Annotated in this window: 20 protein-coding genes and 1 riboswitch; of the genes, 3 read left to right on the top strand and 17 right to left on the bottom strand. The window is 72.8% G+C overall.

Annotation, left to right across the window (positions count from 1 at the left end):
- Positions 1-2 precede the first annotated feature (2 nt).
- From ugpC to ABKW28_RS04180, 11 genes are all read right to left on the bottom strand, one after another.
- Entirely contained in the window at positions 3-1,082 is a 1,080-nt protein-coding gene (ugpC, locus tag ABKW28_RS04230; RefSeq protein ID WP_193669012.1) for a sn-glycerol-3-phosphate ABC transporter ATP-binding protein UgpC, read from the bottom strand.
- 171 nt (positions 1,083-1,253) lie between these two features.
- Positions 1,254-2,936, bottom strand: a complete 1,683-nt coding sequence (gene thiC / locus ABKW28_RS04225) for a phosphomethylpyrimidine synthase ThiC (protein WP_348606578.1) — start codon at positions 2,934-2,936, stop codon at positions 1,254-1,256.
- A gap of 14 nt (positions 2,937-2,950) precedes the next feature.
- The gene (thiD, locus tag ABKW28_RS04220) at positions 2,951-3,775 is read right to left on the bottom strand and encodes a bifunctional hydroxymethylpyrimidine kinase/phosphomethylpyrimidine kinase (RefSeq protein ID WP_348606576.1); all 825 of its coding nucleotides are present in this window, start codon (positions 3,773-3,775) and stop codon (positions 2,951-2,953) included.
- A complete protein-coding gene (locus ABKW28_RS04215) occupies positions 3,772-4,368 on the bottom strand; it encodes a thiamine phosphate synthase (RefSeq protein WP_348606574.1) in 597 nt (198 codons plus the stop codon). Before ABKW28_RS04215 ends, thiD begins: the two co-directional genes overlap by 4 nt.
- Positions 4,365-5,153, bottom strand: coding sequence for a thiazole synthase (locus ABKW28_RS04210; protein WP_348606572.1), 789 nt, complete (start codon positions 5,151-5,153; stop codon positions 4,365-4,367). Before ABKW28_RS04210 ends, ABKW28_RS04215 begins: the two co-directional genes overlap by 4 nt.
- The gene (gene thiS, locus ABKW28_RS04205) at positions 5,150-5,344 is read right to left on the bottom strand and encodes a sulfur carrier protein ThiS (protein WP_193669007.1); all 195 of its coding nucleotides are present in this window, start codon (positions 5,342-5,344) and stop codon (positions 5,150-5,152) included. The genes ABKW28_RS04210 and thiS overlap by 4 nt, the downstream gene beginning before the upstream one ends.
- Positions 5,341-6,384: a glycine oxidase ThiO gene (gene thiO / locus ABKW28_RS04200; protein WP_348606570.1), complete on the bottom strand. Its 1,044-nt coding sequence runs from the start codon at positions 6,382-6,384 to the stop codon at positions 5,341-5,343. The genes thiS and thiO overlap by 4 nt, the downstream gene beginning before the upstream one ends.
- Positions 6,381-6,941 carry a thiamine phosphate synthase gene (locus tag ABKW28_RS04195; protein ID WP_348606689.1) on the bottom strand — a complete coding sequence of 187 codons (561 nt, stop codon included), beginning with the start codon at positions 6,939-6,941 and terminating at the stop codon, positions 6,381-6,383. The genes thiO and ABKW28_RS04195 overlap by 4 nt, the downstream gene beginning before the upstream one ends.
- Positions 6,942-6,978: 37 nt before the next feature.
- A riboswitch (TPP riboswitch) is annotated at positions 6,979-7,088 on the bottom strand.
- Between the two features lie 51 nt (positions 7,089-7,139).
- Entirely contained in the window at positions 7,140-8,483 is a 1,344-nt protein-coding gene (locus ABKW28_RS04190; RefSeq protein ID WP_348606568.1) for an HNH endonuclease signature motif containing protein, read from the bottom strand.
- A 306-nt stretch (positions 8,484-8,789) separates the two neighbouring features.
- Complete coding sequence (locus tag ABKW28_RS04185; protein WP_348606566.1) at positions 8,790-9,716, bottom strand: hypothetical protein; 927 nt, start codon at positions 9,714-9,716, stop codon at positions 8,790-8,792.
- A 506-nt stretch (positions 9,717-10,222) separates the two neighbouring features.
- On the bottom strand, positions 10,223-10,867 hold the full coding sequence (locus tag ABKW28_RS04180) for a DUF1707 domain-containing protein (RefSeq protein ID WP_348606564.1): 645 nt from the start codon (positions 10,865-10,867) through the stop codon (positions 10,223-10,225).
- A gap of 44 nt (positions 10,868-10,911) precedes the next feature.
- Here ABKW28_RS04180 and ABKW28_RS04175 point away from each other — a divergent pair, with 44 nt between their 5' ends.
- Positions 10,912-12,597 carry a fumarate hydratase gene (locus ABKW28_RS04175; RefSeq protein ID WP_348606562.1) on the top strand — a complete coding sequence of 562 codons (1,686 nt, stop codon included), beginning with the start codon at positions 10,912-10,914 and terminating at the stop codon, positions 12,595-12,597.
- A 9-nt stretch (positions 12,598-12,606) separates the two neighbouring features.
- On the opposite strand, the gene ABKW28_RS04170 is transcribed toward ABKW28_RS04175, so the two are convergent.
- The gene (locus tag ABKW28_RS04170; protein ID WP_341229126.1) at positions 12,607-12,843 is read right to left on the bottom strand and encodes a hypothetical protein; all 237 of its coding nucleotides are present in this window, start codon (positions 12,841-12,843) and stop codon (positions 12,607-12,609) included.
- A gap of 110 nt (positions 12,844-12,953) precedes the next feature.
- Here ABKW28_RS04170 and ABKW28_RS04165 point away from each other — a divergent pair, with 110 nt between their 5' ends.
- Positions 12,954-13,628, top strand: a complete 675-nt coding sequence (locus tag ABKW28_RS04165; protein WP_193669002.1) for a hypothetical protein — start codon at positions 12,954-12,956, stop codon at positions 13,626-13,628.
- Here the strand turns inward: ABKW28_RS04165 and ABKW28_RS04160 are convergent.
- The gene (locus tag ABKW28_RS04160; protein ID WP_348606560.1) at positions 13,625-14,191 is read right to left on the bottom strand and encodes a hypothetical protein; all 567 of its coding nucleotides are present in this window, start codon (positions 14,189-14,191) and stop codon (positions 13,625-13,627) included. The two genes, ABKW28_RS04165 and ABKW28_RS04160, sit on opposite strands and share 4 nt — an antisense overlap.
- A gap of 89 nt (positions 14,192-14,280) precedes the next feature.
- On the opposite strand from ABKW28_RS04160, the gene ABKW28_RS04155 reads away from it, so the two are divergent.
- On the top strand, positions 14,281-15,690 hold the full coding sequence (locus ABKW28_RS04155; RefSeq protein WP_348606558.1) for a class II fumarate hydratase: 1,410 nt from the start codon (positions 14,281-14,283) through the stop codon (positions 15,688-15,690).
- A gap of 4 nt (positions 15,691-15,694) precedes the next feature.
- On the opposite strand, the gene ABKW28_RS04150 is transcribed toward ABKW28_RS04155, so the two are convergent.
- The 4 genes from ABKW28_RS04150 to ABKW28_RS04135 form a co-directional block, all read right to left on the bottom strand.
- Entirely contained in the window at positions 15,695-16,180 is a 486-nt protein-coding gene (locus ABKW28_RS04150) for a hypothetical protein (RefSeq protein WP_348606556.1), read from the bottom strand.
- A 35-nt stretch (positions 16,181-16,215) separates the two neighbouring features.
- A complete protein-coding gene (locus tag ABKW28_RS04145) occupies positions 16,216-16,677 on the bottom strand; it encodes a thioesterase family protein (RefSeq protein WP_348606554.1) in 462 nt (153 codons plus the stop codon).
- A 25-nt stretch (positions 16,678-16,702) separates the two neighbouring features.
- The gene (locus ABKW28_RS04140; protein ID WP_193668997.1) at positions 16,703-17,365 is read right to left on the bottom strand and encodes a lytic transglycosylase domain-containing protein; all 663 of its coding nucleotides are present in this window, start codon (positions 17,363-17,365) and stop codon (positions 16,703-16,705) included.
- A 229-nt stretch (positions 17,366-17,594) separates the two neighbouring features.
- Positions 17,595-18,932 (bottom strand): PhoH family protein, encoded by a 1,338-nt coding sequence (locus tag ABKW28_RS04135; protein ID WP_193668996.1) that lies wholly within the window; start codon positions 18,930-18,932, stop codon positions 17,595-17,597.
- Positions 18,933-19,503: the final 571 nt, after the last annotated feature.

Here is a 19,503-nt window from a genome sequence, read left to right as displayed (position 1 = left end):
GCTCAGTCGCTGAGGCGCGCTCCCGACTTCGTGTCGAAGACGTGCACGTTGTGCGGGTCGGTGGTCACGTGCATGACCTCGCCCTTGCGTGCGTGGTCACGGCCGTGGACCCGCACGATGATCGTGCTGGGCACGCCCTCCACGTCGGAGGTGCCGTAGATGTAGTTGTCGGCGCCGAGCTCCTCGACGACCGTCACCTTGATCGGCAGGCCCTCGCCGGGGCCCACCACGCGCCACGCCTCGGGGCGTACGCCGACGGTGATCGCGCCCTCCATCTTGCGCTCGGCCGCCGGGTCGACGGGCACCTCGTAGCCGCCGATGTTGGCCCGGCCGTTCTCGGCCACGGCCTCCATCAGGTTCATCTGCGGGGAGCCGATGAACCCGGCCACGAACAGGTTGGCGGGCTTGTCGTAGAGCTCCAGCGGGGTCGCGACCTGCTGCAGCTCGCCGAGCTTCATCACCGCGACGCGGTCGCCCATCGTCATCGCCTCGACCTGGTCGTGGGTGACGTAGACGGTGGTGATGCCCAGGTCGGACTGCAGCTTGGCGATGTCGGTGCGGGTCTGCACACGCATCTTGGCGTCGAGGTTCGACAGCGGCTCGTCCATGCAGAAGACCTGCGGCTGGCGCACGATCGCGCGGCCCATGGCCACGCGCTGGCGCTGACCGCCCGAGAGCGCCTTGGGCTTGCGCTCGAGGAACTCGGTGAGCCCGAGCATCGCCGCGGCCTCCTCGACGCGCTTGGTCCGCTCGTCGGTGGGCACCTTGGCCATCTTGAGGGAGAAGCCCATGTTCTCGGCGACGCTCATGTGCGGGTAGAGCGCGTAGTTCTGGAAGACCATCGCGATGTCGCGGTCCTTGGGCGGCAGGTGCGTGATGTCGCGGTCGCCGATGTAGATCTGGCCCTCGTTGACCTCCTCGAGCCCGGCGAGCATCCGCAGGGTCGTGGACTTGCCGCAGCCGGACGGGCCGACCAGGACCATGAACTCGCCGTCCTTGATGTCCAGGTCGATGCCCGGGACGGCGGGGCTGTCAGCGCCGGGATACCAGCGCTGCGCCTTCTGGAATGACACAGTTGCCATGATTTCGTTCTCCTCGTTCCTTCACCGGCAGGTACGTGCCGGACGATCCGTCGTGAAGTGACTCGGATCACTCTAGGCCGTCGCCGCCCCGGTTGCCCACAGCTCCCCCACCCGGGCAGGCCCACAGGGCCGGTCGGGCAGGCCCAGGGGGTGCGCCTGCCCGACCGGGCACTACCGCACGGGTGTCGCCGCGGCCGACGGGTCGACGTACACCGACGCGCCGAGCTCGACGAACTCGCGCGACTTCTCCCGGAAGCGCTCGCGCACGTCCTGGCTGATCCGCATCGAGCAGAACTTCGGGCCGCACATCGAGCAGAAGTGCGCGGTCTTGGCCGCCTCGGCCGGCAGCGTCTCGTCGTGCATCGACTGCGCGGTGGGCGGGTCGAGGGAGAGCGCGAACTGGTCGTGCCAGCGGAACTCGAAGCGGGCCCGCGACAGCGCGTCGTCCCAGGCCCGGGCCCCCGGGTGCCCCTTGGCCACGTCGGCGGCGTGCGCGGCGAGCTTGTAGGTGATCACCCCGGTCTTGACGTCGTCGCGGTCGGGCAGGCCCAGGTGCTCCTTGGGCGTGACGTAGCAGAGCATCGCGGTGCCGTGCATCGCGATCGCCGCAGCCCCGATGGCGCTGGTGATGTGGTCGTAGCCGGGCGCGACGTCGGTGGCCAGCGGGCCCAGCGTGTAGAACGGCGCGCCGTGGCACCAGTCCTGCTGCAGGGCCACGTTCTCCTCCACCAGGTGCAGCGGCACGTGCCCGGGCCCCTCCACCATCACCTGCACGTCGTGCTCCCAGGCCCGCAGGGTCAGCTCGCCCAGGGTGCGCAGCTCGGCGAGCTGGGCCTCGTCGTTGGCGTCGGCCACGCTGCCCGGGCGCAGGCCGTCGCCCAGGCTGAACGCGACGTCGTAGGCCGCGAAGATCTCGCAGAGCTCGTCGAAGTGGGTGTAGAGGAAGTTCTCCTCGTGGTGGGCCAGGCACCAGCCGGCCATGATCGACCCGCCGCGCGAGACGATGCCGGTGACCCGGTCGACGGTCAGCGGCACGTGGCGCAGCAGCACCCCGGCGTGCACCGTCATGTAGTCGACGCCCTGCTCGGCCTGCTCGACGACCGTGTCGCGGTAGACCTCCCAGGTGAGCCGGTCGGCCTCGCCGTCGACCTTCTCGAGCGCCTGGTAGATCGGCACCGTGCCGATCGGCACCGCCGAGTTGCGCAGGATCCACTCGCGCGTGGTGTGGATGTCGTCGCCGGTGGACAGGTCCATGACGGTGTCGGCGCCCCAGGTCGTGGCCCAGGTCAGCTTCTCGACCTCCTCGTCGATGCTCGAGGTGACGGCGCTGTTGCCGATGTTGGCGTTGATCTTCACCAGGAACCGCCTGCCGATGACCATCGGCTCGGCCTCGGGGTGGTTGAGGTTGGCGGGGATGATCGCGCGGCCGGCGGCCACCTCGCTGCGCACCAGCTCGACGTCGCAGCCCTCCCGCGCGGCGGCGTAGCGCATCTCCTCGGTCACCACGCCGCGGCGGGCGTAGGCCATCTGGGTGACCGCGGCGCCGGTGGCGCGCCGGGGGGCGCGGCGGGGGCCGGTCCAGGCCTGGCGGGTGCCGCCGCGCCGGGCCGCGCCGCGCCCGTCGTCGAGCGGGTCGGCGCTCCTGCCGTCGTACGCCGCGGAGTCGCCGCGCGCCTCGACCCACGGCTCGCGCAGGGCGGGGAGCCCGACCGCGGGGTCGCTGCCCGGGCCGGTGGTGCAGTAGCGGTCGAAGCTCTCGCCGTTGGTCAGGGCGACCCGGGTGACCGGGACCTGCACGCCGTCGTGGTCGACGAGCACGCGGGAGTGGGCGGGGTGGACGGACTGCTGGGTCATCGGGTGACTCCTCATCAGGGGGTTGGGATCGGCTCGGGGAACGTGTGGGCGACTGGGCCGCGACCGCGGCCCAGCTGCCAGCGCCGGCTGCGGTGCAGCGCGGCGACGGTGTGGGCACCGGCCCGGGCGACCGCGGCCTCGAGGTCGCCGGGATGGTCGGGGCCGTGGGCCAGGCCCGCGGCCAGGGCGGCGCTGAACGTGCACCCCGTGCCGTGGTCGTTGGTGGTGGCCAGCGCGGGGTGCCGCAGGGCGCGGGCGGCCCGGCCCGGCAGCGCGAGCCAGTCGGTGCAGGTCTCCCCCGCGGTGTCGGCGTCGGGTCCGCCGGTCACCACGACGGCGCAGCCGAGGTCGGCCAGCGCGGCCGCGAGGTCTCCCGGCGGCCCGTCGCGCCCGAGCAGGGCGGCGGCCTCCTCGGCGTTGGGGGTGGCCACGGTGGCCACCGGCAGCAGGTGCTCGACGTAGGCGCGGGCCACGTCGGCGCCGCCGAGCACCGCCCCGCTGGTGGCCACCAGCACGGGGTCGACGACCAGTCGATGGCCGCCGAGCCGCTCGGCGACGAGGCGGACCACGGCGGCGCTGCCGAGCATGCCGGTCTTGGCGGCGGCCACCGGCAGGTCCTCGAGCACCGCGTCGAGCTGGGCCGCGACGCTGGTCAGGGGCACAGGGTGCACGTCGCGCACCCCCGTGGTGTCCTGGGCGGTCACCGCCGTGACGACGCAGGCCCCGTGGGTGCCGAGAGCGGCGAACGTGGTCAGGTCGGCCGCGGTGCCGGCCGCGCCGCCCGAGTCGGTGCCGGCGACGCTGAGCACCACCGGCGGGGTGGCGTGGGCGGCTGTCATCGCTGGTCCTCCTGGTCGAGGGTCGCCAGCAGGTCGGCGACCACGGCGGCCGGCTCACGGGCGCGCATCACCGCGCCCATCACCGCCACCCCCGCGGCGCCGTGGCGCAGCGCGTCGGCGGCGTTCGTGGCGTCGATGCCGCCGAGCGCCCAGACGGGCGGCGCGCCGGGCAGCCGCGCGAGCCCCGGGTCGACCGGCGGTCCGTGGCCGGGCTTGCTCGCGCTGGCGGCGTACGGCGAGAGGGTGGCCCAGGCCGCCCCCTCGGCCCCGGCCCGGGCCAGCTCGCCCGCGTCGTGGCAGGAGCGTCCGAAGCGCCCGGTCGTCGGCGCGGGCTGGTGGGCGGCCAGGTGCAGCCCGTGGGCCTCGGGATGGGGGCGGCGGGAGGTGAGCACCGTGAGCCCCGGCACCGCCAGCAGCGTCTCGACCAGCGCGGCATGGGCGCCGGGTGCGAGGTCGTGCTCACGCACCAGCACTGCCCCGAGGCCGGCGGCCGCGCACTCGGCGACCGTGGCGCTGAGGCCGCGGCCCTTGGCGAGCTGGGCCCGGTCGGTGAGCAGCAGCAACCGGGGCAACGGCGGCGGCGGGGCGTTCACGCGATCCTCCCGGCGGTCGGGCTCGAGGCGCGGGCCACGGCCCGGCGCGGGATCCGCCCCGCGGCGCGCGCCAGCGCGCCCGCCTCGACCGCGTGGGCCAGCGCGCCGGCCATCGCCACCGGGTCCTCGGCCCGGGTGACCGCGCTCGCGGCGAGCACCGCCGCGCAACCCAGCTCGATCGCCAGGGCGGCGTCGCTGGCGGTGCCGACCCCGGCGTCGAGGACGACGGGCACGTCGACGGCAGCGACGACGGCCTCGACGGCGTACGGGTCGAGGACGCCCAGCCCGGAGCCGATCGGCGAGCCCAGCGGCATCACCGCGGCGCACCCGACGTCCTCAAGCCGACGCGCGAGCACCGGGTCGGCGGTCGTGTAGGGCAGCACGGTGAAGCCGTCGCGCACCAGCGTCGCGGCCGCGTCGAGGAGCTCGACGACGTCGGGCATCAGGCTGGTCTCGTCACCGATCACCTCGAGCTTGACCCACGACGTACCGAGGGCCTCGCGGGCCAGGCGGGCGGTCAGCACCGCCTCGCGCGCCGAGGTGCAGCCGGCGGTGTTGGGCAGCAGCCGCACGCCCGCGGTCCGCAGCAGGTCGAGGAGCCCGCCGGCCCCGGTGCTCGAGGTGCGGCGCACCGAGACCGTCACCAGCGCCGGGTCGGCGGCCTCGAGGACGGCGGGCAGGAGGGACAGGTGCGGCAGCCCGCCGGTGCCCAGGAAGAGGCGCGAGGGGAGCTCCTCCCCCGCCACCCGCAGGGCGGGCAGCCCGCTTGCCGTCACGTCGCTCATCCGCCCTGCACCGCCGTCACCACGTCGACGACGTCGCCGGCGCGCAGCCGGCGCGAGGCGTGCTCGGCGCGCGGCACCACGTCGCCGTTGACGGCAACCGCGCGGCCGTCGGGGTCGGGCACGAGGTCGCGCACCGTCTCGACGAGCGGCGCCGGCCGCCCGTTGAGCAGGATCTGCTCGGTGGGTCTCATCGGTTCTCCAGGAGTCGTCGGGGGTCGGTGGCCGGGTCGACCCGGCCGGTGTCGAGGTGGTCGGCGACCAGCTCGGCGGTCAGCGGCGCCAGCAGCACGCCGTGGCGGAAGTGGCCGGTGGCCATGACCAGCGCGGGGTCGCGGGTGGGCCCGACGAGGGGCAGCCCGTCGACGGTGCCCGGCCGGTCGCGGGCGAGCGCCTCGACCAGCTCGGCGCGGTCGAAGCCGGGCAGCAGCTCGCGGGCGGCCTCGAGCAGGGCGTGCAGCCCGCCGAGGGTGACCACCGGCGGGGCGTCGTGCTCCTCGCTGGTGGCGCCCACGACGACCTCGCCGCCCGCCCGGGGCACCACGTAGACGGCGCGGCCTCGCGCCCAGCCGCGCACCGTGCGTCCGGGCGGGTCGTCGGTGCGCGCGCGCAGCACCTCGCCGCGCACTCCGCGCACCAGCCCGGGCGGCAGGCCGGCCCTGTCGACGTACGCCGCCGGCGGGGTCGAGCCGGTGGCGAGCACCGTGACCTCGGCCCAGCCGGGCGGCCCGGGCTCGGGCTGCACGGGCACCCGCTCGAGCAGCGCGGCCAGGACCAGGCGGGGGTCGATGCTGTGGTCGTCGGGCAGCAGGGCGCCGCCCAGCACCCGTCCGGCCAGACCGGGCTCGAGGTCACGCACCCCGCGGGAGTCGAGCTCCTCGACGCGGCCACCGAGCCGGCGCACGAGCGCGGCCTGGCGGTCGACCTCCTGCAGGTCGGCGGCGTCGCGGCCGACCAGGAGCGTGCCGGTCGACGAGGTCGCCAACCCCAGCCGCGCGGCCCAGCCCGGCCACAGCGCCTGGCTGCGGCGCCCGAGGCCGAGCAGCGCCGGCTCGTCGTGCGAGACCTCGGCGGCGGGGCTCAGCATCCCGGCGGCGGCCCAGGAGGCGCCTCGGGCAGGCGCGGGGTCGACGACGCGTACGTCGTGGCCACGCCGCAGCAGCTCGTCGGCGACCGCCAGGCCCACGATCCCGGCCCCGAGCACCTCGACCCGGGCCGTGCTCCCCCGGCTCACGCGACGGCGTCGAGCAGCTCCCGGGCGGCGTGCAGCGGGTCGGGTTGTCGCCACAGGGCGCCGATGACGGCGACCCCGTGGGCGCCGGCGGCTCGCGCCTGTCGGGCCCGGGCGGCGTCGATGCCCCCGATGGCCAGCAGCGGCAGGGTGCCGGTCGCGGCGGTGATCGCCTCGAGGCCCAGTGCCGGCGGAAGGCCGGGCTTGCTCACGGTGTCGAAGACCGGGCCGAGGCCGGCGTAGTCGGCACCGTCGTCGGCGGCGCGGCGTACGTCGTCGGCGTCGCGGCAGGTCGCCCCGACCAGCAGGCGGGGCGCCAGACGGCGCGCGTCGGCGACCGGCAGGTCGAGCGCTCCCAGGTGCACCCCGTCGGCGCCGGCCGCCAGCGCCACGTCGACGCGGTCGTCGACCACGACGGTGGCACCGTGCGGGCGCACCGCCGCGACCACGCTGCGCGCGAGGCTGAGGATGTCGCGGTCGGCGAGGGGCACGACCTCGTGCTTGGCCCGCACCTGGAAACCGCGCACCCCCAGCCGGGCCAGCTCGGGCAGGACGGACAGGTCGTCGGCAGGGCCGACCAGGCAGAACAGACGTGGCAGCACCATCGCTCCTCGCTTCCTTCGCCGGCTTTACCCGGATCAGGTTCGACGGTCGGAGCGGCTCAGCTCCCTCTCAGCCCGCTGCCGCGAGCTCCCGTGGTGGACGAGACGAACCTAGCGCGGGGGTGGGCGGGGACGTCAAGGCCCTTGCCGTCGGTCTCAGGCGGCGTGGTCGATGCGGCGGGTGCCGGTGTGGTCGACGAGGTAGAGCGCGCCGTGGGGGTCGCGCCACAGGAACACGCCCGGGTAGGGCTGCTTGAGGCGCCAGTGTCCGAAGGTCTTGGCGCGGTGGTGGGTGGTGGTCATCGGCCCGTAGTTCCCGACCTCGCTCGACCCACCGACCTCCCCGGGTGCCCAGGGGTCGGTGTGGTCGACCTGCATGCTGGTGGTGGTGCAGGAGGAGTAGGGGAACACGTCGGCCGGCGAGATCACTCGCACGGCCCGCCTATGTCGCGCCGGGATCTCGTAGGCATCGACCGGCACCTGACCGAGTGGGTCGAACACCGGGCGGATCGTGAACCTCGCGTGCGGACCCAGCACCTCGCGGACCCACTCCCGGGTGACCGGGCCATGGCCCTCCACCCGCGCTATCGGCGCGACGACTCCGTTGTCGATGTCGTGGCCGTCGAGGTGGACCACCACCTCCACACGCGGTGTGAGCGTGGTCAGGTCGAGGTCCGCAGGAGCGGTGTCGGGGTGGGCGAGCATCAGCACCGCCAGCCCCCGCCGCTCGTCGGCGCACACCACCGTGGTCGCCTCGTCGGGCTGCTCCTCACCCTCTGGCTGACGCAGGGGGTCGGCGGCGTGCGGATCATCCGGGAGCTGCTCACGCAGCCGCTCCGCGAGCGCACCGATGGTGGCGTCGAGCTGGGTGATCACCGGGATCGGGGCGCGGATCAGGAACGAGGCCATCCCGTGCTCGGGCTTCCCGACGATCTTCGCGAACGTCGCCCGACGGGCACGCTCCTCCTTCTCCCGCGCCAGCTCCGGGGCCGCGGCGGCGACCTTGCCCACCACCAGCGCCTCGAACCGCGTCCACGGAATCCGCCCGTCCGCGGACTCGGCAACCTCCGCGTCGACCCACTCAGCCTCGAGCGCGGTCAGCTCACGGGTCTTGGTGACCACGAACCGGGCATAGGAGGACCGCACCTCCCCGGCCACCACCCGGGCCCACAGCACGGGGTGGCGGTGGTGCAGGTCCTGGGCGTCCGCGATCAGAGCCGCCGCCGCGTAGGTGGTGCGCCCGATCCGAGCACCGAACTCCGCAGCCGCGAACTCACTGACCGGGGCGGTGCCCTCACCGCCGTACTGCCGGGCCTTCTCCCGCCCCGGCAACACCGCCACCCCCGGGTCCAGGGTGCGGGCCGGATCGTGCAGCACCGCCCACCGGTACGCCGCCCGCAACAACCCCACCTCGGCCCGCTGCACCGTGCTCGCCAGCGCGGCAGCAGTGTCGAGGACAGCGTCCTCCGACATCTCCTCCACCACCGCCATCCCGAGCATGCACCCACTCAAGCACCAGCAACTCAATGCAGTCCCGGCCGGGAGACGCCCCGTGGATCGACCAGGACAGAGCCTCGCCACCATGGACCAACCCGGAGCTGCAGCCCTCTGCCGGACTTCGTCTACACGCTCCCTCAGGGCGGCAGAACCGGGTGCCGCGGGCGCAAGCTATGCGGCAAAGGAAGGCGTGAGCGTGCGTTGGGGAACCTCGACGCGTCACTTCAGAGCCTCCATCAGACCCGGCACGCGACACACAGAGGGGGGCCAGAAGTGGACCCCCGCTCGCCTACAGGCGCTGCGTCAGCGCTATCGGGTGAACATGAGGTCGGTTGCGAACTGAGATGCAGCGTGATTCTCATACCCCCCTTGGTCGCGGTAGGGGTAGGTGCGGCTGAGAGGCGTCATGTCCCCGGTTAGCGGGTCGATGCCATAGATGGCGTCTGGGCCTCCGCTGATGTCAGTCGGGTACACCCCGGGTGCACTCCGGTTGGCTATCTGCGGGACGTCACCGCGATGCTCGAAGTCTTCGATCACTTCGCCAGTGGCCATATCCAGCAAGGTGAAGCGGTAGACGAACCGACGCTGGTCGACGAGAGCGGACAGCAGCAGTCTGCGTCCATCGAATGTCCTGACGCCGGTGTCGCGGGACCGGTACCCCTGGGGTAGCGCGCACGTCTGCGTCCGCAATGCTGCACCGTCGGACGATATGGTCACGAGACGGACGCTCGGCACTTCGTCCTCAACGCTCTCGGCGAGGGTGAGGTGACCCTCGGGCAGCAGGAACACTCGACGCTTGCCGACGTCGACGGGCACCCGGTCCGTTTGCCTGCCGCGCTTGTCGAAGATCGTGATTCCCGGGTCTGTAGGGGACCATAGGGCCACACCCGAACTGTCCTGCGCCCAGGCGATACCGGACATCCGGGCAGGAGTGAGGTCCCTGACGTTGCCAGTTCGTAGGTCGACCACGACGTTGCGATCGTCGAAGTTCGTGACCCACCGTGATCCGTCGGGGGAGAGCGTCCCGCGACCTGCGTTGAGGTACCACGTTTCGCCGCCCAGGTCTCTGACCGTGAGGGTCCTCCATCGGTCGTCGACGCCGAGGAAGGTGACAGGGGTGTCTACGTCAGGTTCCTGCACGCCGGGATTCCCCCAGAACGCCACCATCCTTACTTGCCCTGGCGGGTCGTCGAGCAAGTTGGTGGCGCCCGCGACGATCTCGTCAGGCGGGGGCAAGACGCGAGGCAGGGCTGATGACCTCAGAGGACTCGTCTGAGAGATCTCGTTCCAAGGTGTCATGGTCACTACCCGTGGGACAGAAGGCGACCTGAGGGCGCAGTGGCTCTCACTTGTGTCGAATGCAAGCGGTCCTGGCGTCGGCACGCCGGACCTCGTCGGTGAACCGACGCCGGTGCAACCGCTCAACAAGAACAGGCAGCCGACAGCCCACGCGATGTGTCGCCGAGTCACCCCACGAGTGTGGCATCAACCTGCACTGACCGACCGTTCGCGCATCGGCAGAGTCGCATGTCAACCCCGCGTCAGTCGGCTAGAGCAGGTCGAAGTCGAACGGGCACAACAGCCCGTCGCGCCGCGCGTCCCTTCGGGGAGCCGGCGTCCGGGGTGTCTGGCGAAGCGTTGTGCCCGTTCGACTACGGGACCAGAGCCGCACCCCGGGCAGTGACACCGCGGTCGCAGCGAGCTCCGAGACGCTCGCGGTGGTGCAGCCGGTCGCCCCAGGATCAGTAGGTGCCGAGGTACTTCTTCGGCGTGCCGGGCGGGGGCAGCCGCTGCACCTGCACCGAGCCCATCACCGCGACGCCCTGCACCCGCACGACGGGCGAGTCGGGGCCGAGGTCGGCCGGCACCTTGTCCTTGCCCTGGCCGTAGTCGCCCATCACCGGCGTGCCGTCGACGACGACGTGCACGTGGGCGGGCACGACGACCTTCACCTCGCCCATCACGGCACTGGCCTGGATGCGCGTCTCGTGGCTCTCGAGCACGGCCTCGCGCAGGTCGATCAGGACGCTGCCCATCAGCGCGAACGCCGTGTGCTGCGCGGGGACCCGCCACACGCCCTGGCGCTTGCACTCGCCCATGATCGAACGGGACGACAGGTGCTCGGGCACGTGGAGCGGAGTGCTGCCCGGGCGGGGCGAGGGCACGTGCGGCCGCGGCTCGACGGCGGGCTGCAGGTCGTGCGTGATCGGCACCAGGTCGGCGTACGTCTTGGCCGCCCAGGTGAGGTCGAGGCGCTCCTCCAGCTCGTCGAGGTCGAGCCGGCCCTCGCCCGCCGCCACACGCAGCACCTCGGCCACCTGCTCCCGGTCGGCGTGCGAGACCCGCATCGACAACGGGTCCGGGGCGCGCTCCTCCATCTCTCCCATGCCCGCAGAGTAGTGCCGACGCACGCGGCGTACCCTGGGCGCTCGTGAGCGAAGCCGAGTTCCGTTACTCCGACCTCCTGCCCACCGGCAAGGACGACACTCCCTACCGGTTGGTCACCACCGAGGGCGTCTCGACCGTCGACGTCGAGGGCCAGACCTTCCTCAAGGTCAGCCCGGAGGCGATCCAGCGCCTGACCGCCGAGGCGATGCACGACATCGCCCACTACCTGCGCCCGGCCCACCTGGCCCAGCTGCGCAAGATCATCGACGACCCCGACGCGTCGGGCAACGACCGGTTCGTGGCCACCGACCTGCTCAAGAACGTCAACATCTCCGCCGGCGGCGTGCTGCCGATGTGCCAGGACACCGGCACCGCGATCGTGATGGGCAAGAAGTCCGAGGGCGTGCTGACCGGCATCGACGACGGCGAGGCGATCAGCCGTGGCGTCCACGAGGCCTACACCAGGCTCAACCTGCGCTACTCGCAGCTCGCGCCGCTGACGACGTACGACGAGAAGAACACCGGCACCAACCTGCCGGCCCAGATCGAGATCTACTCCACGCCCCAGACCTCGGGGAAGCCCGAGTACAAGTTCCTCTTCATGGCCAAGGGTGGCGGGTCGGCCAACAAGTCGTTCCTGTTCCAGGAGACCAAGGCGATCCTCAACCCGAAGCGGATGCTGAGCTTCCTCGACGAGAAGATCCGCTCGCTCGGCACGGCCGCCTGCCCGCCGTACCACCTGGCCGTGGTCATCGGCGGCACCAGCGCGGAGTTCGCGCTCAAGACCGCCAAGTACGCCTCGGCGCACTACCTCGACAACCTGCCGACCGAGGGCTCGATGGACGCCCACGGCTTCCGCGACCTCGAGCTGGAGGAGCAGGTCTTCGAGCTGACCCAGTCGTTCGGCATCGGCGCCCAGTTCGGCGGCAAGTACTTCTGCCACGACGTGCGCGTCGTGCGGCTGCCGCGCCACGGCGCCTCGTGCCCCGTCGCGATCGCCGTCTCCTGCTCGGCCGACCGGCAGGCGCTCGGCAAGATCACCCCCGAGGGCGTCTTCCTCGAGCAGCTCGAGACGGACCCCGCGCACTACCTGCCCGAGACCACCGACGAGGCCCTGCAGGCCGAGGCCGACGTGGTGCGCATCGACCTCAACCAGCCGATGCCCGACATCCTCGCCGAGCTCACGAAGCACCCGGTCAAGACCCGCCTCTCCCTGACCGGGCCGCTGGTCGTGGCCCGCGACATCGCGCACGCCAAGATCCAGGAGCGCCTCGACGCCGGCGAGGGCATGCCGCAGTACCTCAAGGACCACGCGGTCTACTACGCCGGCCCGGCCAAGACCCCTGAGGGCTACGCCTCCGGGTCGTTCGGGCCGACCACCGCCGGTCGGATGGACTCCTACGTGAAGTCCTTCCAGGCCGAGGGCGGCTCGATGGTGATGCTCGCCAAGGGCAACCGCTCCAAGCAGGTCACCGAGTCGTGCGGCGAGCACGGCGGCTTCTACCTCGGCTCGATCGGTGGCCCCGCCGCCCGCCTGGCCCAGGACTGCATCAAGTCGGTCGAGGTGCTGGAGTACCCCGAGCTCGGCATGGAGGCCGTCTGGAAGATCGAGGTCGAGGACTTCCCCGCCTTCATCGTCGTCGACGACAAGGGCAACGACTTCTTCACCGACCCCGGTGGCGCGGTGACCGTCCCGATCTCGGGGATCCGGGTCCGCTCCGCCGAGTAGCGGCCCGGCTCAGTTGTCGTCGGAGCCGCTGCGGGCGTTGGGGCCCGTGGGGCCCTCGTCGACGCGGCCGCTCTCACCGTCGGGCTGCCCGGCGACCGCCTGGTCGTCGGAGATCTCCTCGCCGGCCGAGTCCATGTTCTGCACCGACGAGACCTGGCCGCCCGAGGACGCCTCACCGGTCTCGTCGGCGTCGCTCTGCTTGTCGCGCTTGCGCTCCTGCTCGCGCTCGTGCTGGCCCTGGCTCACAGGTCCTCCTCGTGGTGGGGTGTCCCCTCGACGCTAGCCAGGCGGGCCCAGGACCAACCTCACCCCCACGGCGGGCGTGGGCCCCTCGCCGCGTCGGGCAGGATGCGTGCGTGGACCACGTGGAGATCGCCAGGGCAGAGACCGAGCGCGGCGAGCTGGTGCTCACCGAGCGCCGCGACGAGAACGCCCCGGCCTCGCTCGAGCTGCGCGCCAACGGCGTCTTCGTGATGGACACCGTCGAGGTCGCCAGCGAGCGCGCCCTGGCCGCGGCCGCGCTCGCCGTGGTCGACGACCCGCGGGCGGTGGTCGTCGGCGGGCTGGGCCTGGGCTACACGATGCACGAGGTGCTGGCCGACTCCCGTGTCGAGCGGTGCGCGGTCGTCGAGATCGAGGAGGCCCTGATCGGCTGGATGCGCGACGGCACCGTGCCGCACGGCCCCGCCCTGCTGGCCGACGAGCGCGTCAGCGTCGTCGCGGCCGACATCGCGGTGGCGATGGCCGAGGCCCGTCCGCAGACCTACGACCTGGTGCTGCTCGATGTCGACAACGGGCCCGGCTACCTGGTGCACGAGGGCAACGCCGGGCTCTACGAGCGCACCTTCCTGCGCACCGTGCAGGCCGTGCTGCGCCCCGGAGGTGCGCTGGTGGTCTGGTCGGCGGCGGAGTCGCCCGACCTCGAGTCGGCGCTGCGGTCGGTCTTCGACGAGGTCGACGTACGCCGCCACGACGTGCGGCTGCAGGACCGCGACGAGCAGTACCTGCTCTACCTCGCCCGCGCTGCCTAGACCGTGGGCCGGGGCGCGCCGGGCGGCGCCGGGTCGGCCGGCTCGTGCCCCTCGAGCTGCTCGTGGTCGCGCTGGCGCACCGCGACCCGGATCTGCTCGAGGTTGTTGCGCAGCAGGTCGGAGACCAGCTCGTCGGTGCGCGGGTCGGAGAGCATCTCGATCATCACCCGCAGCGTGGTCTCGGTGACCTCGGAGACGATGGTGTCGTAGCCCGGCAGCCGCGAGACCAGGCGCGCGTTGGGGTCCTCCCGGACCTTCTCGGCCACCAGCGCCTTGAGCTCGTCGTGGTTCTCGATCAGCGCGTCGGAGATGTTCTTGGTGTAGTGACCGGTGCGCATCACCGCGGCCACCTCGTCGAGCACCGTGATCGTCAGCGGCCGCTTGATCAGCTCGAGGCCCTTGAAGGCCAGCCGGCTGGCCAGCCGCAGCACCCACGGCCGCCGCATCCCCATCCGCACCAGCAGCGCGCCCAGGAGCGCCGCCAGCACCGAGCCGCCCACCAGCACGGCCACCACGAGCAGCAGCACCTGGAGCGTGCTGAGGTCCTCCAGCCACTGCGTCATCGTCGGCCCTTCCTCACCCGTGGTCGCGTCGGAGCAGGCCCACCGTAGCGGTGAGGCGCACGGCCATCGTCACTCGTTAGCGTGGCCGCATGAGCGAGCACGCTGAGAGCCAGGCCGGCCGCGAGGTCCGCATCGAGCACGACTCCATGGGCGAGGTCGAGGTGCCCCGCGACGCCCTGTGGCGGGCGCAGACGCAGCGGGCGGTGCAAAACTTCCCGATCAGCGGCACCCCGATCGAGCCGGCGCTGGTGCACGCCATCGGCCAGGTCAAGGCGGCCGCGGCGACCGTGAACGGCGAGCTGGGCATCCTGGAGCCCGCCCGGGCCGAGGCCGTGACGCTGGCAGCCCAGCAGGTCGCGGCCGGCGAGCACGACGACGCCTTCCCCGTCGACGTCTTCCAGACCGGGTCGGGCACGTCGTCGAACATGAACGCCAACGAGGTGATCGCCTCGCTCGCGGCCCGGGCCGGCACCGAGGTGCACCCCAACGACCACGTCAACGCCAGCCAGTCGAGCAACGACACCTTCCCCACCGCCATCCACGTCGCCGCGACGCTGGCCGTCGTCGACGACCTGCTGCCCGCGCTCGACACCCTGGCGGGCTCGCTCGAGGCCAAGGCCGAGGAGTTCGCCGGCCTGGTGAAGTCGGGGCGCACCCACCTGATGGACGCCACCCCGGTGATGCTCGGCCAGGAGATGGGCGGGTACGCCGCCACCGTGCGCTACGCCGTGGAGCGGCTGGAGGCGGTGCTCCCCCGGGTGCGGGAGCTGCCGCTGGGCGGCACCGCCGTCGGCACCGGCATCAACACCCCCGAGGGCTTCGCCGCCCGCGTGATCGAGGTGCTGGGCGAGCGCACCGGCCAGCCGTTCACCGAGGCCCGCAACCACTTCGAGGCCCAGGGCACCCGCGACTCGCTCGTCGAGCTGAGCGGCGCGCTCAAGACGTACGCCGTCGGGCTGACCAAGATCTGCAACGACCTGCGCTGGATGGCCTCGGGGCCCACCACGGGGCTGGCCGAGATCCACCTGCCCGACCTGCAGCCGGGCTCGAGCATCATGCCGGGCAAGGTGAACCCGGTGCTGCCCGAGGCGACGCTGATGGTCTGCTTCCAGGTGGTCGGCAACGACGCCGCGGTGACCGCGGCCGGGGCCAGCGGCTCCTTCGAGCTCAACGTCGCGATGCCGGTCATCGCCCGCAACGTGCTGGAGTCGGTGCGGCTGCTGGCCGCCTCCTCGCGGGTGCTGGCCGAGCGCACCGTCGACGGCATCAGCGCCGACGCCGAGCGGATGCGCACCTACGCCGAGTCCTCGCCCTCGGTGGTCACCCCGCTCAACAAGCACATCGGCTACGAGGAGGCGGCCAAGGTCGCCAAGGCGGCGCTGGCCGAGGGCCGCACCATCCGCGAGCAGGTGCTGGAGATGGGCTACGTCGAGCGGGGCGACCTCACCGAGGAGCAGCTCGACGCCGCCCTCGACGTCGAGAGCATGACGCACCCCTGAGCGGCTACTCGGGGCCGACGACGAAGAAGGCCATCCCGCCCTCGGGGCTCGTGGGCTCGACGTCGGGCTCGTCGAGGGGCACGCAGGAGTAGCTGCTCGTGCCCAGCCGGGGCTCGAGCTCGACGCACGCCGAGAGCGGCTCCTCGCGCGAGGCCGGGTCGGCGAGGAGGTAGGTGCCCACGTCGGGCAGGTCGACCGCCGGGTCCTCGAGGAAGGTGGCGGCGATCTCGGCCAGCGCCGGCCCGCCGCGGGCGGCGTCGCCCTGCTCCACCCGGGCCTGCAGGGCCGCCGCGAGGTCCGGCAGCACGCCCTCGGCCCGGTGGCGGTCCACCCGGTCGAGACCGACCACCCCACCGAGGCCGAGCGCGAGGACCAGCAGGCCGCCCACGACCAGGGCGAGCCGGTGCCGGCGCCGCCGTCTGGCCCGTTGGCGGGGGTCGTTGGCGACGTCGTACCCCTGCGCGGCAAGGTCGGCGAGCTGATCGTCCACCCCGCCACGCTCTCACGCCGGCGCGGCTCCGAGGCTCAGCGCAGCGCGACCGGGTCGCCCTCGTAGCGCTGCAGGGCCGCGCGCACGTCGTCGCTCATCGCCCACGAGGCCTGCGTGGCGTGGTCCCACAGCACCACCGTGGTCGCGGCCACCAGGGCCGGGCCGTGGTCGGCCTGCACGCGCATCTCGGTGGCGACGGTGAAGGAGGAGCCGCCCACGCGCTGCACCCACAACCTCAGCAGGAACGGCTGGAAGGCCACGTAGCGCATCTCGGCGTGGTAGTCGACGCGCTGCGAGCCGACCAGCTCGACGACGCCGTCGGGCCGGGCGCCCAGCAGCCCGGGGCGACGACCGGCGGGCGGCTGCAGGTCGGCGTGGTGGTGGAAGAGGATGCGGGCCTCGTCGAGGATCCGGATCGCCTCGACGTTGTCGACGTGGCCGCCGAGGTTGATGTCGCGCAGCCGGGCCTGGATCTCGCACTCGAAGACGTCGCTCACGCGGGCATCCTCGCAGCCGCGCGGCTCAGTACCAGTTGTTGGCCTGCTTGAAGGACCAGGCGCTGCACGGGCTGCCGTAGGAGTCCTGGATGTAGCCCAGGCCCCAGCGGATCTGGCTCTCCGCGGAGGTCATGTAGTCGGCCGGGAGGTCGTGCAGCTGGGTGAGCGCCTGCGGGATGCCGTAGGCGGAGGAGGTCGGGTTGTCGGCGTCGACCTCCCAGTCGCTCTCGCTGACCCACAGGGAGTCGAGACAGCCGAACTGGTCGGCGGAGAAGCCGAAGTCGCCGAGCAGCGCCCGGCCGATCTCGCGCGGGTCGGCGTCGGCGAGCCGCTCGGACTTCGTCATCGCCTGGCCGTCGGTGGTCTCCAGCGCGGCCTTCTTGGCCGGGTCGGCCTGCTCGCGCCGGTCGGTGCGCGAGACGACGGTCTCGTCGCGCCCCTCGAGCGCCGACTCGCGGTCGGAGGCCGAGACGACGTCGGCGGCCAGCGGCACGATCGAGGCCGGCGACTCGGCGCCGGCGGTGGTGGCCGGGCCCCCCATGACCCCGCCGGTCACCGCTGCCCCGGTCGCCCCGACCGCCAGCGTCGACATCACGACGGTGGAGCGCAGTGCCACGCGGGGCGCGGCGCTGGCGCGGTGGGTCTTGGGGGCGGCGTGCTTGCCGACGTACTTGGGCTTCTTCGACACAGGGGATGGCTCGCGATGCTCGGGGACAGGACACGGCGCCCGTCGCGAGCGACGGGCGCCGTCGTGACCTGCTGGGGGAAGGACGAGGTCACGAAACGATCACGGGCCACTGTGCAGGAGGCGCGGTGCGCACGCAAACCGAGCGGGTCGGCCGGTGGGGCACATCGCGAGCGGATGCGCCCCACAGGCCTCCCTGGTCCCAGGAGGAACAGCAGCCCCAGCCTCAGACCTAGAGCGTGACGTTCTCCAGCATCTCGGTGACCAGGGCCGCGATCGGCGAGCGCTCGGAGCGGGTCAGGGTGACGTGCGCGAAGAGCGGGTGGCCCTTGAGCTTGTCGATCACCGCCACCACGCCGTCGTGCCGGCCCACCCGCAGGTTGTCGCGCTGCGCCACGTCGTGGGTCAGCACCACCTTGGAGTTGGCGCCGATGCGCGAGAGCACCGTCAGCAGCACGTTGCGCTCCAGCGACTGCGCCTCGTCGACGATGACGAAGGCGTCGTGCAGCGAGCGGCCGCGGATGTGGGTCAGCGGCAGCACCTCGAGCATCCCCCGGTCGAGGATCTCGTCGACCACCTCGCGCGAGGTCATCGCGCCGAGCGTGTCGAAGACCGCCTGCCCCCAGGGCGACATCTTCTCCGACTCCGAGCCGGGCAGGTAGCCCAGCTCCTGCCCGCCGACGGCGAAGAGCGGCCGGAACACGACGACCTTCTGGTGCTGACGGCGCTCGAGGACCGCCTCGAGCCCGGCGCACAGCGCCATCGCCGACTTGCCGGTGCCGGCGCGCCCGCCCAGCGACACGATCCCGACCTCGGGGTCCAGGAGCAGCTCGAGGGCGACCCGCTGCTCGGCCGAGCGGCCGTGGATGCCGAAGGCCTCGCGGTCGCCCCGCACCAGGTGCACCCGCTTGTCGGGACCCACGCGGCCCAGCGCGGTGCCGCGCTCCGAGAGCATCACCAGGCCCTGGTGGCAGGGCAGGTCGCGCGCCTCGTCGAGGTCGATCACCCCCTCGTCGTAGAGCGCGTCGATCTCGAGGGCCGGCACGTCGATCTCGGCCATGCCCGAGTAGCCGGTGTCGGACTCCGAGATCGCCTCGCCGCGGTACTCCTGGGCGTCGAGGCCGACCGCGGAGGCCTTGATCCGCAGCGGCAGGTCCTTGGAGACCAGCGTGACGTCAGCGCCCTCGTCGGCCAGGTTCTTGGCCACCGCGAGGATGCGGGTGTCGTTGTCGCCGAGGCGGAAGCCGGAGGGCAGCGCCGTCGGGTCGGTGTGGTTGAGCTCGACGCGCACGCTGCCGCCCAGCTCCCCCACCGGCACCGGTGTGTCCAGCCGCCCGTGGCTGACCCGCAGCTCGTCGAGACCGCGCAGCGCGGCCCGGGCGAAGTAGCCGAGCTCGGGGTGGTGACGCTTGCCCTCGAGCTCGGTGATGACGACGACGGGCAGCACGACCTCGTGCTCCGCGAAGCGCTTGAGCGCCCCCGGGTCTGCCAGCAGGACGCTGGTGTCGAGGACGTAGGTGCGTGTTGCGTGAAGCGACTGCGGCTGCTGCGACGTGACCTTGGTCGGCACGGTTCACCCCTCACGGGTCGCGGCGCGCACTCGTCGCCCCGGCCCTAGTACCTGATCTCGGACCGGGAGGGGACCCGACAGCGGGAGTGCCCGCCTCCGTCCGCACGCCAGGGGCGAACCTGCCGTGCGGTGCAGTCGTGAGTGCTCACGATCGGGCCTCCAGGTGCGGCGAGCTTCCCCACTCGCCGATGCCCCGAACGTACGCCCGGCCACCGCCGGATCGGAGCAACACGCCGAGAAGACGCGCGGAGCGGGAGGTGAACACCCGGTGCCGCGACCGGTGGTCGAGCAGCGAGGGCCGAAGGCTCGAGCGACGCCGAGACCCCGCAACCGATCGACGTACGCCGAGCGCGCCACTCACCGGGTCTCGGCGACGCTCCTCGCTGGCGCTCGTCACTGCTCGACCAACGGCGTTCGTGGGTCGAGCAGCGAGGGCCGAAGGCTCGAGCGACGCCGAGACCCCGCAACCACCCGGCGTACGGCGAGCGCGTCGGTCACCCGGTCTCGGCGACGCTCCTCGCTGGCGCTCGTCACTGCTCGACCAACGGCGGTCGTTGGTCGAGCAGCGAGG

Origin of the sequence: Nocardioides sp. 31GB23, assembly GCF_040012395.1 — a bacterium.
In the GTDB taxonomy this organism is placed as follows: domain Bacteria; phylum Actinomycetota; class Actinomycetes; order Propionibacteriales; family Nocardioidaceae; genus Nocardioides; species Nocardioides salarius.
Note: the sequence above shows the minus strand (reverse complement) of the source record. Positions and strands in the feature narration are given on the sequence as shown.